14 protein-coding genes are annotated in these 14,870 nt (G+C 40.4%); 3 read left to right on the forward strand and 11 right to left on the reverse strand.

Annotation, left to right across the window (positions count from 1 at the left end):
- Positions 1-63: 63 nt before the first annotated feature.
- Complete coding sequence (locus AN394_RS13805) at positions 64-378, reverse strand: hypothetical protein (protein WP_055021795.1); 315 nt, start codon at positions 376-378, stop codon at positions 64-66.
- Position 379: 1 nt separating this feature from the next.
- Positions 380-754 (reverse strand): MAPEG family protein, encoded by a 375-nt coding sequence (locus tag AN394_RS13810; protein WP_054561465.1) that lies wholly within the window; start codon positions 752-754, stop codon positions 380-382.
- 119 nt (positions 755-873) lie between these two features.
- Here AN394_RS13810 and AN394_RS13815 point away from each other — a divergent pair, with 119 nt between their 5' ends.
- Positions 874-2,226, forward strand: a complete 1,353-nt coding sequence (locus tag AN394_RS13815) for a DUF2254 domain-containing protein (RefSeq protein ID WP_054561464.1) — start codon at positions 874-876, stop codon at positions 2,224-2,226.
- A 6-nt stretch (positions 2,227-2,232) separates the two neighbouring features.
- Here AN394_RS13815 and AN394_RS13820 read toward each other — a convergent pair whose 3' ends face one another.
- The 3 genes from AN394_RS13820 to ggt form a co-directional block, all read right to left on the reverse strand.
- On the reverse strand, positions 2,233-2,949 hold the full coding sequence (locus AN394_RS13820) for an SIMPL domain-containing protein (RefSeq protein WP_054561463.1): 717 nt from the start codon (positions 2,947-2,949) through the stop codon (positions 2,233-2,235).
- A gap of 135 nt (positions 2,950-3,084) precedes the next feature.
- Positions 3,085-4,779, reverse strand: a complete 1,695-nt coding sequence (locus tag AN394_RS13825; protein ID WP_055021823.1) for an NAD-dependent malic enzyme — start codon at positions 4,777-4,779, stop codon at positions 3,085-3,087.
- Between the two features lie 174 nt (positions 4,780-4,953).
- Positions 4,954-6,711: a gamma-glutamyltransferase gene (gene ggt / locus AN394_RS13830; protein ID WP_055021796.1), complete on the reverse strand. Its 1,758-nt coding sequence runs from the start codon at positions 6,709-6,711 to the stop codon at positions 4,954-4,956.
- An 85-nt stretch (positions 6,712-6,796) separates the two neighbouring features.
- Here ggt and rrtA point away from each other — a divergent pair, with 85 nt between their 5' ends.
- Both rrtA and AN394_RS13840 read left to right on the forward strand, forming a co-directional pair.
- Positions 6,797-7,381, forward strand: coding sequence for a rhombosortase (gene rrtA / locus AN394_RS13835; RefSeq protein ID WP_055021797.1), 585 nt, complete (start codon positions 6,797-6,799; stop codon positions 7,379-7,381).
- A gap of 50 nt (positions 7,382-7,431) precedes the next feature.
- Complete coding sequence (locus tag AN394_RS13840) at positions 7,432-8,025, forward strand: hypothetical protein (protein ID WP_055021798.1); 594 nt, start codon at positions 7,432-7,434, stop codon at positions 8,023-8,025.
- Between the two features lie 73 nt (positions 8,026-8,098).
- Here AN394_RS13840 and AN394_RS13845 read toward each other — a convergent pair whose 3' ends face one another.
- The 6 genes from AN394_RS13845 to purE form a co-directional block, all read right to left on the reverse strand.
- Positions 8,099-10,591 carry a prolyl oligopeptidase family serine peptidase gene (locus AN394_RS13845; protein ID WP_054561459.1) on the reverse strand — a complete coding sequence of 831 codons (2,493 nt, stop codon included), beginning with the start codon at positions 10,589-10,591 and terminating at the stop codon, positions 8,099-8,101.
- A 105-nt stretch (positions 10,592-10,696) separates the two neighbouring features.
- Positions 10,697-11,860 (reverse strand): endonuclease/exonuclease/phosphatase family protein, encoded by a 1,164-nt coding sequence (locus tag AN394_RS13850; RefSeq protein ID WP_055021799.1) that lies wholly within the window; start codon positions 11,858-11,860, stop codon positions 10,697-10,699.
- A complete protein-coding gene (locus tag AN394_RS13855) occupies positions 11,857-12,789 on the reverse strand; it encodes a YeiH family protein (RefSeq protein WP_082422997.1) in 933 nt (310 codons plus the stop codon). Before AN394_RS13855 ends, AN394_RS13850 begins: the two co-directional genes overlap by 4 nt.
- The gene (locus AN394_RS13860; protein WP_055021801.1) at positions 12,786-13,016 is read right to left on the reverse strand and encodes a DUF2798 domain-containing protein; all 231 of its coding nucleotides are present in this window, start codon (positions 13,014-13,016) and stop codon (positions 12,786-12,788) included. The genes AN394_RS13855 and AN394_RS13860 overlap by 4 nt, the downstream gene beginning before the upstream one ends.
- Positions 13,017-13,170: 154 nt before the next feature.
- A complete protein-coding gene (locus tag AN394_RS13865) occupies positions 13,171-14,319 on the reverse strand; it encodes a 5-(carboxyamino)imidazole ribonucleotide synthase (RefSeq protein WP_055021802.1) in 1,149 nt (382 codons plus the stop codon).
- A gap of 1 nt (position 14,320) precedes the next feature.
- Complete coding sequence (purE, locus tag AN394_RS13870) at positions 14,321-14,803, reverse strand: 5-(carboxyamino)imidazole ribonucleotide mutase (RefSeq protein ID WP_054561454.1); 483 nt, start codon at positions 14,801-14,803, stop codon at positions 14,321-14,323.
- Between the last annotated feature and the right edge of the window lie 67 nt (positions 14,804-14,870).

Raw genomic sequence — 14,870 nt, forward strand, 5'->3', positions numbered from 1 at the left:
TTACTTTGGTCGGTAAATCAAAAGGATAAACTTTGACCTGCACCTTTTCCAGCTCAGGCGAAATTACAGAAAGAATGATGCACTAACGTTTACGTTTATGCCTGACCCTGTCTCTATTTCTTTAATAACTCGGTTTTGACCTAACAGCTCAGATGCTGGATCGAGAGTAAATTTATAACCACTTCTTTCAAGAGCGGTACGGAGGAGTATGAGCGGGTAAAGTGTTTCTTCATTAAGGTTTGGCATCGTCTTAGGGTAAATCACCCTAAGAGTTTCAGGAGGAGCGTTAATGCTTTTTTTAGCATTGATTGTTTTCACATTAGCCATACTGATACTTGATAAAAGCAGAAGAGATAGTGTGAAAACAACTTTTTGCATATTAGAACACCTGTGTAACTAATAACATCACTGCACTGATCAACATAGTTAAGAAAGTTAGCATCATCCCTAATACACGTAATTTCATCAGATTATCAGCGAGTGCATAACTATGACAAAAACGGCCAGCCAAGAGCATTGCCCCTAAAATATAGCAATAATGGCTTGGAAGACCTTGGTACTCTAATAAAAATAGCATAATCAAGGAAAATGGCACATATTCAATAAAATTAGCATGAGCGCGTATTGCCGCTTGTAAGCTAGCATCGCCACCATCGCCAAGTGAAATGCGTTTTGCTTTACGCAGTTTAATTACACGAAAGCTAAGTTGAATGTATAAAATGGCCAAAATGGCAGCAAACGTTGAAACAATCACAGTTTTTCCAATTTTTATTTAAAGTTAGACGCTTAGCACTGTTTATTGCTAGGCTGTTAAGTAAGTAGTTAGGTTAGCTCAGTATGATATTTAATGTCTAACAGTTCTTAAGGAAGTGCATGTTTACGCCAAGAAAAATCGCCGATAACTACCGCGAGATGATCAGTAGTATCGGTTTTTACCCTTCAATGCTCTCTGTGGTGTTTTTAGTATTTGGATTAGTTACCACAGCAGTCGAGTATTCGTCTTTATCAATGGAATTTAAAAAGCTGATTGGCGTGTTACTGGTCGATAGCGAAGAGAACGCCCGAACCATCCTCAGCACACTTGCAGGCAGTATTATCTCATTAACCGTTTTTAGCTTTTCTATGGTTATGGTGGTGCTTAATAGTGCCAGTGCCAGCCTTTCACCGCGTGTATTACCTGGGCTTATTACCCGTAAGTCACACCAATTAGTGCTAGGGTTTTATCTTGGCAGTATTATCTACACCATTTTAATGCTGATAAACATACGTACCATTGGTGATGGCGACATGGGGATCCCATCGCTCGGTATCTTCTTTTCTTTGGTGTTTGGTTTAATTTCGCTGGGCTTTTTTGTGTTTTTTATTCACTCAATTTCAAAAGCCATTCAGGTCGATAATGTACTAAACGACTTGTTTAAAAATACCAAAAGCGAGCTTAAATGCATAATTGACATGCAACAAGAAAACCCTGTTGAACATTTTCCTGAGTTTGATGACTGGCATAGTGTTAAGAGTAAAACAGAAGGCTACTTTAAGGGCGCTCATACCGACAAATTGTGCGCCTTGTGCCAACAGCACGGTATAAAAATTTATATTTCGGTTAAGCAAGGTTTCTTTACGGTTAAAGGTTATCCGTTTTTAAAGTGTGATACTGACTTATCTGACAAACCTGAGCTAGTAGAGCAATTACTAGACTGCTTTATCTTTTATATCGAAGAATATATTAGCGATCATTACCGCTACGGTATGACGCAAATTTCAGAAATCGCTGTAAAAGCTATGAGCCCGGGTATTAACGATCCCGGTACTGCGGTAAAAGCCATTGATATGTTGAGTATATTGCTCATATTGCGTTTAGACATTTACGATGTGAACTACTCGCTTAAACGATGCGAGAACAATCAACCGCACTTATTTATACACGAAACGTCATTCGATGAATTACTGCATGATAACTTTACGCCAATTCGTAACTACGCAAAAAATGATGCCTATGTAATGGTGAATGTATTAGAGGCGTTTAAAAACATATTGTTTAGGGCATCTGATAACGAAAAAGCAACTGATAGTCTATTTGTTTACTTAGGGGCGATTATTGAAGATGTAGATACGCATATTAGTAATGAGTACGACCGTGAACAAATTACTAATATGCTAAAAGCGATTGCTCGTATTTCAGAGCAACAGGGTGAAAAATTGCTGGCAAGGTTTGCCAGCAAAAAATAACTGAATTTAGTTTTCGATTAGATATACCGCATAGCTGCTTGCGGTAATCGTAAGCTCACCACCGTTGTATGCATCAGGTACATAGTTATCTGGTGCTGCTTCTGCCATAACCATTTTACTGGCACGCATATAAGGTTGGCTACCTGTATCGAGTGGGCTACTTGATGCAGTATAAAGGCCTTTAAGTTCAACCCCGTAATCACTGGCAAATTCTTTTGCAGCAGCACGGGCATCTTTAATAGCAAGTTTTTGCGCTTTCTTTTGTAGCTCTTCGTACTTGCTTGATACAAACTGAGTTTGATTAATCTCATTAATACCCGAGTTCACTAGTTGCTGAAGCATTATTGGGTATTTTTTTATATCAGTTAACGTAACAGATAAACTACGCGTTACTCTGTAGCCTACAAAGTTTTGCTTACCTGTTTCGCGGTTATATTCTGTTTGGCGATGAATTGAGATATTAGAGGCATAAATGCCCTTTTCTTCTACACCTTGGCTTTTAGCAAGCTTAATTGCTTTCGCCATGGTTGCATCGGCTTTGTTTTTAGCGGCAATTAAATCTTTATCTACTTCAACAATACCTACTGTCAGTTTAACGTTATCTGGGATTGCTTTAACCGTTGCGTTACCTTGAATATAAATATGTGGCGCATCAGGTGTTGCTTCTGCTAATGCATTAAAACTTAGCGCGGCGGCCATAGCGGTAAAAACTAACTTACGCATAATACTGTTCCTTAATTTAAAACTCCGTTCATTATCACCTTAAAGGGTTAATTCAATATGAACAACCCCTGTTATCCAGATATAAAAAAACAGGCGTTAAAAGCCTGTTTTTTCAATTACTAAATGCGTTATAGCTTAGATACTACGACGCTTGTAGTTACGGTACTCTGGAAGCCAGTAGTTTTTCTCGATTGCTGCCCATAGTGCTTCATCGCTCAGCTCAAGTGCAACACCTTCTTCCATCGCTTTTTTCGCTACTGCAAATGCAATACGTTTACTTAACGATTGGATTTCAGTTAATGCTGGTAATAAGCTGCCTTTACCAGAGTTTGCACGTGGTGAAGACTCAGCCAGTGTTTCACTTGATACAATTAGCATTGCATCTGTGATACGTGTTGCTTTAGCAGCAATAACACCTAAACCAATACCCGGGAAAATGTAGCTGTTGTTACATTGTGGGATTGGGAACGTTTGGCCGTTATACTCAACCGGATCAAATGGGCTACCAGAGGCAACAATCGCTTGGCCGTCTGTCCATTCGATTACATCAGAAGGAAGCGCTTCAACTTGCTTAGACGGATTACTTAACGGGAAAATAATCGGTTGTGGGCAAGATGCGTGCATTGCACGAATAACTTGTTCTGTGAATAAACCAGGTTGGCCAGATACACCAATTAGGATGTCTGGTTGTGCACAGTGCATTACATCTAATAACGATGCGTACTCACCACTGTAAGTCCACTCGCTTAAGCCTTCTTTAGATTGGCAAAGTGCTTGTTGGAAGTCACGTAAGCCTTCCATACCTTCAGTAAGTAGACCAAAACGGTCAACCATGAAGATTTGAGAACGCGCTTGTTCATCGCTAATGCCTTCAGCAACCATGGTACTGATAATTTGCTCAGCAATACCACAGCCAGCAGAGCCTGCACCTACAAATACCACTTTTTGCTCAGAAAGCTTCGCACCTTTAACACGACATGCAGCAAGTAAAGAACCTACAGTTACCGCAGCAGTACCTTGAATGTCATCGTTAAAGCTACAGATTTCATCGCGGTAGCGTTTTAGTAATGGCATTGCATTTGGTTGTGCAAAGTCTTCGAACTGAAGTAACACACTTGGCCAACGACGTTTAACGGCTTTAATGAATAGATCTAAGAATTCGTCATACTCTTCTTGAGAAATACGTTTATGACGCGCACCCATGTACATAGGGTCGTTAAGTAGTTTTTCGTTGTTTGTACCAACATCAATCATTACTGGTAACGTATATGCTGGGCTAATACCACCACATGCTGTGTAAAGTGATAATTTACCAATTGGAATACCCATACCACCAATACCTTGGTCACCTAGACCAAGAATACGCTCACCGTCAGTCACAACGATAACTTTTACTTTGCCTTTAGTAGCGTTACGTAAAATATCATCAATTTGGAAACGATCTTCATAAGAGATAAATAGACCACGGGCACTTCGGTAGATGTCTGAGAATTTTTCACAGGCATCACCTACCGTAGGTGTGTAGATAATTGGCATCATTTCTTCAAGATGATCACGCACTAAACGGTAGTAAAGTGTTTCGTTGTTATCTTGAATAGCACGTAGGTAAATGTGCTTGTTTAAATTATCGCTAAAGCTTGAATACTGTTGGTAACAACGCTCAACTTGTTCTTCGATCGTTTCATAACGCGGTGGCAGTAAACCGGCTAAGTTGAAATTTTCCCTTTCTTTTTGTGAAAAAGCACTGCCTTTATTTAATAGTGGCGTTTCGATCAGACCTGGGCCTGAATAAGGAATATAAAGATAATTTGGATCGGTATTTGTAGTCATATTTCCAAGCTTTGATGCGTCATAATTATGACCTGACATTATTACTCTTGAAGGCGAAATTGCAATGACAATTCACCTTGTCAGACCATTGAAGAAAATGAATTTTATGCTCTAAATAGCATAGCAGATAGTATACATGAAAACACAGCAGCTTTAAGGCTGCTGAGCTTGTTTTTAGTGGCTTTTATCACTTAAAGCGATGCCTTCGCGGCGCGGATCGGCTGCGCCATAAAGTTTACCGTCTTTAACTTCAACAGCATGTAAACCAGAGTTTAAATCTAGGATACGAACTGTGTGTCCGCGGTTAACAAATTCAGCTTCAGCATTGGCAAGTTCAGTGCCCTTTTCTAGGCTTGTGTAATTATTGCGATTAGTAATGCGCGGTAAGTTAATAGCTGTTTGCGCATCTAGGTTCCAATCAAGCACACCTACAACCACTTGAGCTACATAATCAATGATACGGCTACCACCTGGTGAGCCAACCACTAAACGTAAGCTGCCGTCTTTGTTAAACACCATGACTGGCGACATTGAACTACGCGGGCGTTTACCCGCTTCAACGCGATTAGCTAATGGCTTACCATTTTTGGTAGGCGATAAAGCAAAGTCTGTTAGTTGATTGTTTAAAATATACCCCTTCACCATTACTGTTGAACCAAACGCCATTTCGATAGAGCTGGTCATCGAAACCGCATTACCTTGGCTATCAACAATCGATACATGGGTGGTTGATGGTAACTCGTATGCATCATCTTGCGCGTATGCAAGTGAGTTAGGCGGTGTGCCTGCTTCTGCGTGAGCATCTTTTTCAGAAATAAGCTTTGCACGACCTGCAAGGTAGTCTTTATCGAGTAATCCTTGTGTTGGGATTGGCATAAAGTCAGGGTCACCCATATACACGTTGCGATCAGCAAACGCTAAACGCGATGCTTGGGTAAAGTAATGCAATGCTTGAACAGAGTTTGGTTTGAGTTTTGCCATGTCTTTATGTTCAAGTAAGGCTAAAATCTGTAATACAGCTACACCACCACTACTTGGAGGTGCCATTGAGCACACTTCGTATTGGCGATAATCAACACACACAGGTGCACGCTCTTTACTTTTGTAATTAGCTAAGTCTTCAACCGTTAAAGTACCCGGTGCAACTGCTGAGTTTTGCACTGCATGCACAAGCTCTTTGGCGTTTTCACCTTTATAGAAAGCATCAATGCCTTGTTTCGCTATATCTTTATAAAGCGCAGCAAGTTCAGGGTTCTTTTTAACGGTACCTACAGCGAGTGGTTTACCATCAGGGAAAAAGTAGTCACGAATAACAGGTAGCTTAGTAACCCCTGGGTTTAATTCTTTAGCCAATAATTGATGTAAACGCGGCGAAACAATAAAGCCTTTATCAGCCAATTCAATGGCAGGGCCAAACAAGGTTTGCCATTCTAACTTACCGTAACGTTTATGGGCTGTGGCAAAAGCGTCTAAAATACCTGGAACACCAACAGAACGACCACCTACAACGGCTTCAATCCATTTTACGGCTTTACCGTGCTTATCTAAAAATAGTGTTTCATCAGCATTGCTTGGAGCCGTTTCGCGGCCATCAAAGCTGGTTAGGCTTTTGGTTTTGCTGTCGAAGTACATCATAAATGTACCACCACCGATGCCCGATGATTGCGGTTCTACCAGTGTCAGTACTAATTGCGTTGCAATGGCTGCATCAACTGCGGAGCCGCCTAGCTCAAGCATTTTTTGCCCAGCTTTTACTGCATAAGGGTTTGCTGCTGCGACCATGTATTTATCGCCTTTAACAACCTGTTTATGAGCAAAGCCTGTAGCAGCTTCAGGTTCGCGAGTTTCAATTTTTGCAGGGGTTGCAAAAATAGCCGTTGAATAAATTAATGAGGTGGACAGAGCTAACAGCGCTTTGGTTTTGAATAACATAAATAAACTTAATCCCGTAGTGTATTTGGCATCTTAAAATTAAACGTGCACAATAGGCGACAATCTCAGATACAACAAAAATAACATGATAAACCTGCCCCTGAAACTAGAATATATTCTGCCGCCATTGTGTTTAGTAATACTAAGTTCCTTATTTGCTACTTTTAACTTAAATGAATATCTCGAATTTAACCGTGACTTAGTTGCAAATGGTGAATTTTGGCGCATTTTCACTAGTCAATTTGTGCACGCAAATTGGCCCCATTTAGGTTTAAATTGTGCCGGAATTTTATTAATTTGGGCACTTCACGCTGAGCATACAAGCCCTGCTCGCTATGCGTTTAATATTGCCATTCTTGCACTGTGGTGTGGGTTAGGTGTGTGGCTATTTTGCCCAGATATCCAAATTTACACCGGATTAAGTGCCCTACTGCACGGTGTGATCATTTGGGGTGCAGTTAAAGATGTACAAGCAGGCATGTTTTCAGGCTGGTTATTGTTTGCTGGTACTTGGGCTAAAGTGATTTGGGAGCAAATAGCAGGCCCGAGTGAATCGGTGAGTCAGCTAATCGCCTCTAATGTTGCTATTGATGCCCACTTTATTGGCGCAATTGGCGGCACACTGTTGGCTTTACCTGTCTTTATAAAAATAATAAAAAAGCGCGGGTAACCTTTCTCACTTTTTACAAATTCTCTTTTAACTCGAAAAAGGAACTTTAAATGAATGAAAATAAAGGACATATTTACCTTCGCATTATACTATTCTGTCTTTACGGGCCTCTATTGGCTGGGCTATTTGGCCAATTGGTAAACTTAAAATTTGTTTCACCAACGTTTATGGCAAGCCTTGATAATATTTATTACACCATAGTATTTTGCTCACTTTGTATTGGGTTTTGTCTGTTGTTAGCAAAATACAGTATCGTTATAGAATCGTTTAAGAATAAAATTATTGCTCATTTGACCCTTATTCTTAGTATTTTATATTCATGCTTAATGTTCTTTGGTATTGGCTTACTTATATTATTCAACAACATATTTAACTCAAATACTGATTACGTTCACCAAGAACAGGCATTTGAATATCGCACCTTTTATGTCTACACATCAGACCCTGGAGCTTTTGGAACTGCTCACCATTATGTGTATTTAAAGTGTCCTGTTTCGTTTAATCGCTATGAATTGGAGTTAATAGCCAATCTATCATGGATGAGAGACTATAAAATGAGTTTAGAGGGTGATAATTTAATTTTTGAAAACGACTTAGAGCAAAGCAAGACTGTACTCGATGTGAGTGAATTTTACTGCAAATAACCCATTTTAGATAAATTCTATTACAAACAAAAACAGCCACTTAAAGTGGCTGTTTTTCATTTACGCTTATTAATTAAAGCGTTTCTTTAAATAGCTTATGAATACGGCGGTATTCATCTAACCAGCTTGATGGTTGTACAAAACCATGTGGTTCAACTGGGAAGATCGCTGTTTCAAAGTTTTCTTTTTCTAGCTCAATTAAGCGCTGTACTAAGCGAACTGAGTCTTGGAAGAATACATTGTCATCAACCATAGGCGCGTTAATTAATAAATGGCTCTTAAGACCTTCAGCAAAGTAAATTGGTGAGCTCTTTTCATAGGCAATTGGGTCAACATCTGGGTGGTTTAAGATGTTAGACGTATACGGACCATTGTAGTGAGCCCAATCAGTTACCGGACGAAGTGCAGCACCTGCTTTGAATAAATCAGGTTGTGTGAATAGCGCCATAAACGTCATGAAACCACCGTAAGAACCACCATAAGTGCCTACAGCTTGTGTATCTACGTTTGCGTTGTCTGCCATCCAGCTTACGCCATCTGCTAAATCTTGAATCTCAGGTGTACCCATTTGACGGTAAATAGCTGTACGCCAATCACGGCCGTAACCTTTCGATGCACGGTAGTCCATGTCCATTACTACGTAGCCTTCTGAAGCCAATAGTGAGTGGAACATAAACTCACGGAAGTAACCAGACCAACCCATGTGTGAGTTTTGTAGGTAACCAGCGCCGTGGTTAAAGATAACCGCTTTACGGTTTTTACCTGTTTCACCTTCTTTATAATCAGCTGGGTAATATACTTTTGCATAAATTGGCTGATCAGTGTGGCTTGAAGGTACAGCAACAATCTTAGGTGCAATTAGTTTTTTCGCTAAGAACTCGTCAGATACTGTGTGCGTTAACTGAGTTGCTTGGGTATTTGCTTTTGCATCAGCAACATAAAGCTCAGGCGGCGACATAATTTTTGAATGAGTTAGCAATAGTTTGCTTTCATCTGGGCTTAACTGATAATCAGTCATACCATCAAGGTTGGTTACTTGCTCAGACTCACCGGTTGCAGGGTTTACACGATAGATTTCGTAAAGACCTGGGTGCTCAACGTTTGCTTTGTAGTAAATCGCTGAGTTATCAGCCGTTAACGTTAAGTTAGAAACAACAAATTGGCCTTTAGTAAGCTGCGTTGCTTTACCATTAAGTGGCTTTTTGTAAATGTGGCTGTAACCAGACTCTTCAGATAAATAGTAAAGTGTGTCTGAGTTGTTCAACCAACCAAAATCATTGTATGCATAGTTTACCCATGCATCGTCGTGTAAGCGGTGCTGCGAAACAAGTTTGTTGTTTTGTGTATCAACAGTGGCTAACCAACGGTCTTTGTTGTCCCATGCTTCAAGCATAAGAGCCACTTTTGAACCATCTGTGTTCCATTGGATTGCACTTTGGTCCCAGCCCCAATCCATCATTAAGTTGATGGCACGTGGTGCTTTTTCAGACTTATAAGTTTTGCCATCACGAGCGTAGTTTTCTTTCTTAACTGCTGCAAGTACGTCTTCATCAAAACCTGGTAAGGTATCGAATGCAAGGGTTGTTTGCTCGCCTGATTTAAGGTCAATGTAAACAACGTCTGAGCTGATTGGTTTTTCATCAGCAACACGACGGCGTACTTTTTCTGCTTTTACGCGTGCATCATCGGCAATGTAATTAGGCATTATATCGCCTTCATCACGCCATGAACGGCTTTCTGTGGTTACTGCAACAAGGGCTTGGCCATTTGGTGAAAGCTGTACATCGGCTAAACGCTTACCTTTACCTAAATAAAATTGTGCGTTAGCAATGCTGTCGTTTTGCTCGTTAATTTGTGCTTTACGCTCTTCACGATCTTTTTTGTTTTTGTGCGTCAGCGCAATGTAATCAATTAGTTTGTGCTGCTCTTTTGCAATGTAAGTGTCTGGCTCTTGTACACCTTTAGGTGCATCGTCTAGGTGTAAGTTAACTAATTCAACTTGACGACCCGTTGCTAAATCAACTTTATAAAATGCATTACCTTGGCGATATGCAAGGCTACCATCAGTTAAAAACTGTGGTTTTGATTGCTGTGCGCTGTCGTGAGTGATTTGTGTAATTTGACCAGTGCTTAGGTTTTTAACGAAGATATTACCTTCAAATGCATAAGCCTGTTGCTTTTTATCTGCAGAATAAACGGCATTTTTAGCGCCTACAGTGTGTAGTTTGTTTAACGCTAATTGTGATGCAGATTGGCTATTTACCGCTTGAACGTATAAATCGCGTAACTCATTGCCTTGTTGCTTTTGTGCATAAACGATGCTGTTAGAATCACCATTCCAGAAAGCACGCTCAGGCTGACGGCCTAACCAATCAGGGTGAGCCATTGCTTGCTCTAACGTGATTTCAGCTGAACCTGTATCAGCAGGAGTAACAACAACTGGTGCTACATTGGTAACTTGTTCTTCAGAAGGCGTTGAGGCGGTTGATTGACAACCTGCTAGCATGAAGCTAGATGCGACTGCGAGAGCCACTAACGTTTTATTAGCAGTGGTTTTGAATTTCATAGTGCTTCTTACGGGTTATTATAATTCGCCCTATTTAAGCAGAAGCACTTATGAAATAGCAATTTTTATAGGATAAACAGCCAAACTTTTCCGTTTAATTACAGCTTATTTTAAGCTGATATCAAGCCATACCATACGGTGATCAGATGATGCGTTACGATCTTTAATTAAACGGAACAGTTCAGAGTTTTTCTGTGGCCAAAAAACTCCACCATCGTTTATTTCAATACCATAATTTGATGGTAAAACGTAATCAGCACGAGCCTGCCAATAAGCGGTATAGTTTTTAGCGTAATCTTCTTTATACGATTCTTTAGCGCCTTTGCTTGTTGGCGTAAAAGAAGTATTCACTAATGGATTTTTTAAAATTTGGTCTGTGGTATTAGGGCGTGCTTTACCCCCTTCTGGCGCAGCATTTAAATCACCAACAATAACAAAGCGGCTTTTCGCTTTTAAGCCACCTTTTTGACCTTTATCATCGTAAATGTAGTTAGTATTGTTAATGTAATCAGCAACTAGGCGTACTTCATCGTGGTTACGCTTACCGTTACGGTCTTCGTCACCATCAAAAACAGGCGGCGTTGGGTGCGATGCAAGCAAATGAAACGTTTTGCCTTTTACATCTATTGGTAAATCCCAAAAAGATTTAGAGCTTAGGTGAATTGCTTGCCACTCTTCAGCAGAATACCAGTCTTTACCTGTTTTAGGGTCAATAGGCATTTGTGGATTTGGCATATCTTTGTATTTGAATGTTTGTAATGTACGCGCTTTATCTAAATCGATTGGGTAGCGCGACAATACTGCCATTGCATAATGCCCCTCAAAGAAGCCAAAGCCGTGTGCGTCACCTTTGTAATGCCCCTTTACACCATCGTTGTCTAGGTCAAACTCAGTAGGTAAACCAGTGTTTACAGGTGCAATAAAGTAATACGGGTAATCAATGGCAACCTGCTTATTTTGCGATACTTGCAGGTAGTTTTTACGAAATACTTTAATGCCTTTGTCGGCATCAATATAATCAAACTCATTGAGTAAAATTACATCAGGTCTTACGCGCTGAATAATTTCGGCAATGTTGCGAATTTGCTGGTGGTTGCTCGCTAATGCTTTACTTAAAGCGTCTTTATCTATTGCTTCGCCTTTTTTAGCATAGTTGGTTGCATCCATACTCACATTAAAGGTAGCAACACGTAGATCAGCAGCCGATACATTGTTAGCAAATAAGCCTACAGCCACTGCTATTGAAGAATTTAATAAAGCGTTTTTCATGAAATAAATCCGTCTACTATAAGTAGTAAAATAATACTGCTGACAATGATCCATAAGATCATCGCCATGATAAAAGGTTTAATGCCCGCTTGTTTTAAGACTGAAATAGATAAACCACTACCAATCAAAAATAAGGTCATTACTAACACTTGTTTAGCACCAACATTGAGTGTATGCCACAGTGTTTGATACTCAGGAAAGCTCGAATTAATCAGCGCCGCCGCTAAAAAACCAAATATAAACAACGGGATACTTGCTTTTTCATCTGATTTCCAAAACACACCCGCAATACTTGTATAAGGGATTATCCACATCGCTCTAGTAAGTTTAATGGTTGTGGCAATAGCAAGCGCTGATGCGCCATACGCAGCGGAAGCCCCCACTACACTACTTGTGTCGTGAATCGCAAGTGCAGCCCAAACACCGAATTGTTGCTCAGTCAGGCCAAAGTAATGGCCAATCATCGGAAACAACACTAAGCCAAGGGCATTTAATAAAAACACCACAGCGAGTGATATAGCTACTTCGTGATCTTTGGCCTTTATAACCGGCGCCATTGCAGCAATTGCGCTACCACCACAAATGGCAGTACCAAATGAAATAAGTACACCGGTGTTTTTATTTAACTTAAATAACTGAGATAAAATTTCACCAAGGCCAATAATAGCGGTAATACTGACAATAGTAAGTACAATTGAGCTGCGCCCTACTTCTATTACTTGACTAAAATCAACAGCAAAGCCTAAGCCAATAACCGCTAACTTTAGCATCCATTTACTAATTTTTTGTGACTGAGCAGCAAATGGATTACCTAAAACCATAGCAAACAAAGCACCAACAACAAGTGCCGTAGCAGAGCCAACAAATGGTAAGGCTGATGCTAAAAATAGTGTAATAAAAAGAAATTGCTTTGGGCGTTCGGCTATCACAACGGTGCTCTGATAAATTTATTGGTTAACTTATGCACCACAGGTGCAACAAAAATAACGGTAGGAAATGCGACACAAAAAGCAAAAGCCCATGCTTTAAGCCAAATGGTTGCAATGTTATCGATTAAACCAACGTTAAAAATACTGATCACTAAAGACATAAATCCAGACATAAACAGCGCCATAAAGAACGCAAATACGACTGTTCTAAATCGAGGATGTAACATAACGAACTAATATTAATATAAAAATATTAGTCTATAGCAAGATGTTCCTGACGCAAGTGCTTTGAGACAAGAGGTACAAAATTAGCGAAGTTTGTGGATATATAATAGCGATTAAAAAGCCGAGATAAACTCGGCTTTTAAGAATTTAAACTGATTAGTTTAAAATAAGTTGAGTGCTGGTAGCTGCTACACCTGGGTAGTCTTGCTCTGGCAGAATTTCAGCCAGTGCCGCTAAACGCTCACCTAATTGGTGAAGGTTATCGGCCGATACATTGATATGACCCATCTTACGACCCGGTTTAGCCGTTTTACCATACCAGTGACTAGTAACGTCTTGCGTTGCGAGTACTGAATGTGGGATTGAAGGCTGACCTAATACGTTGATCATAGCAGTAGGACGAAGACACTCTGTACTACCTAATGGTAGGCCTGCAACAGCGCGCATGTGGTTTTCGAACTGTGAGCAATGTGTACCCTGCTGTGTCCAGTGACCTGAGTTATGAACGCGTGGTGCAATTTCGTTTACTAATAACGTACCTTGTACATCAAAAAACTCAATTGCTAATACACCTACATAATCAAGTTCTTGCGCTAACTTGTTAAATGCCAGCTCTGCTTGTTCTTGAATTGCTGCTTTTTCTTTACCCGCAACTGAAAGCGTAAGTACACCATTGGTGTGTTGGTTTTCAGTCAATGGATAAATAACGGTGTTACCCGCTTTGTCGCGTGCACCAATGATAGATACTTCACGGTCAAATGGGATCATCTTTTCAGCGATAATAGAATGCGGCGCACTTTCAGTGCCTGATGCTATGAAATCTGCCATTTCTGACCAGATTTGGTCAATTTGATCATCAGACTTTAAGCGCCACTGACCTTTACCATCGTAACCTGCTTGGCAAGTTTTGATCACAAGTGGCTTGCCTAAACGCTCTACGGCAGCAACAAGGTGCGCTTTTTCTGTAATTAGCTGGTAAGGCGCGCATTCAACATCTGTTTTATCAAGTAATGCTTTTTCAAGTGCGCGATCGCCACCTGTTTTAATTGCCGCTTTACCCGGATAAAACTTATTGCTTTGACAACATAATGTAAGTACATCATCAGGAATGTGTTCAAACTCTGCTGTAATCGCGTCTGCGTTATCAATAGCTTGTTGTAATGTGCTGTTATGAACTTCACCAGTTAATGGGTGAATGATTTTTTCACTACCCACATCGTAGGCAACAACATTTAAATCAAGCGGTGCACCCGCTAAGCTCATCATGCGAGCTAACTGACCTGCACCTAAAATTAGAATATTCATATTACTCTGCAGGATTAGGGTTAGCTAAGATAGTGTCTGTTTGTTCTTTACGGAAAGCTTCTACTTTTGCGAAGATTTCAGGCTGTTGGCAACCTAAAATTTGTGCCGCTAAAAGGCCAGCATTTGCAGCGCCTGCTTCACCAATAGCAAGAGTACCTACCGCAACACCTTTAGGCATTTGGCAAATAGATAATAATGAATCAACACCATTAAGTGTTTTAGACTTAACTGGTACACCTAAAACTGGCAGTGATGTAAACGCCGCAGCCATACCTGGTAGGTGCGCAGCACCACCGGCGCCTGCGATAATAATTTTAATGCCGCGCTCTGCAGCTGAACTTGCATAGTCAGCAAGTAATTGAGGGGTACGGTGAGCAGAAACAACTTTAGTTTCGTATTCAATGCCGAATTTTTCTAGCATTAACGCCGCATGTTCCATCGTTGGCCAGTCTGATTTGGAACCCATAATAATGCCAACAGTCATAAATACACCTCAGTTAAATAGTTTTCTAAAAAGCGGACTTTTGTCCTTATTTTGTGGCGGGTATTAT

The organism is Pseudoalteromonas sp. P1-26, assembly GCF_001401795.1.
Classification (GTDB): domain Bacteria; phylum Pseudomonadota; class Gammaproteobacteria; order Enterobacterales; family Alteromonadaceae; genus Pseudoalteromonas.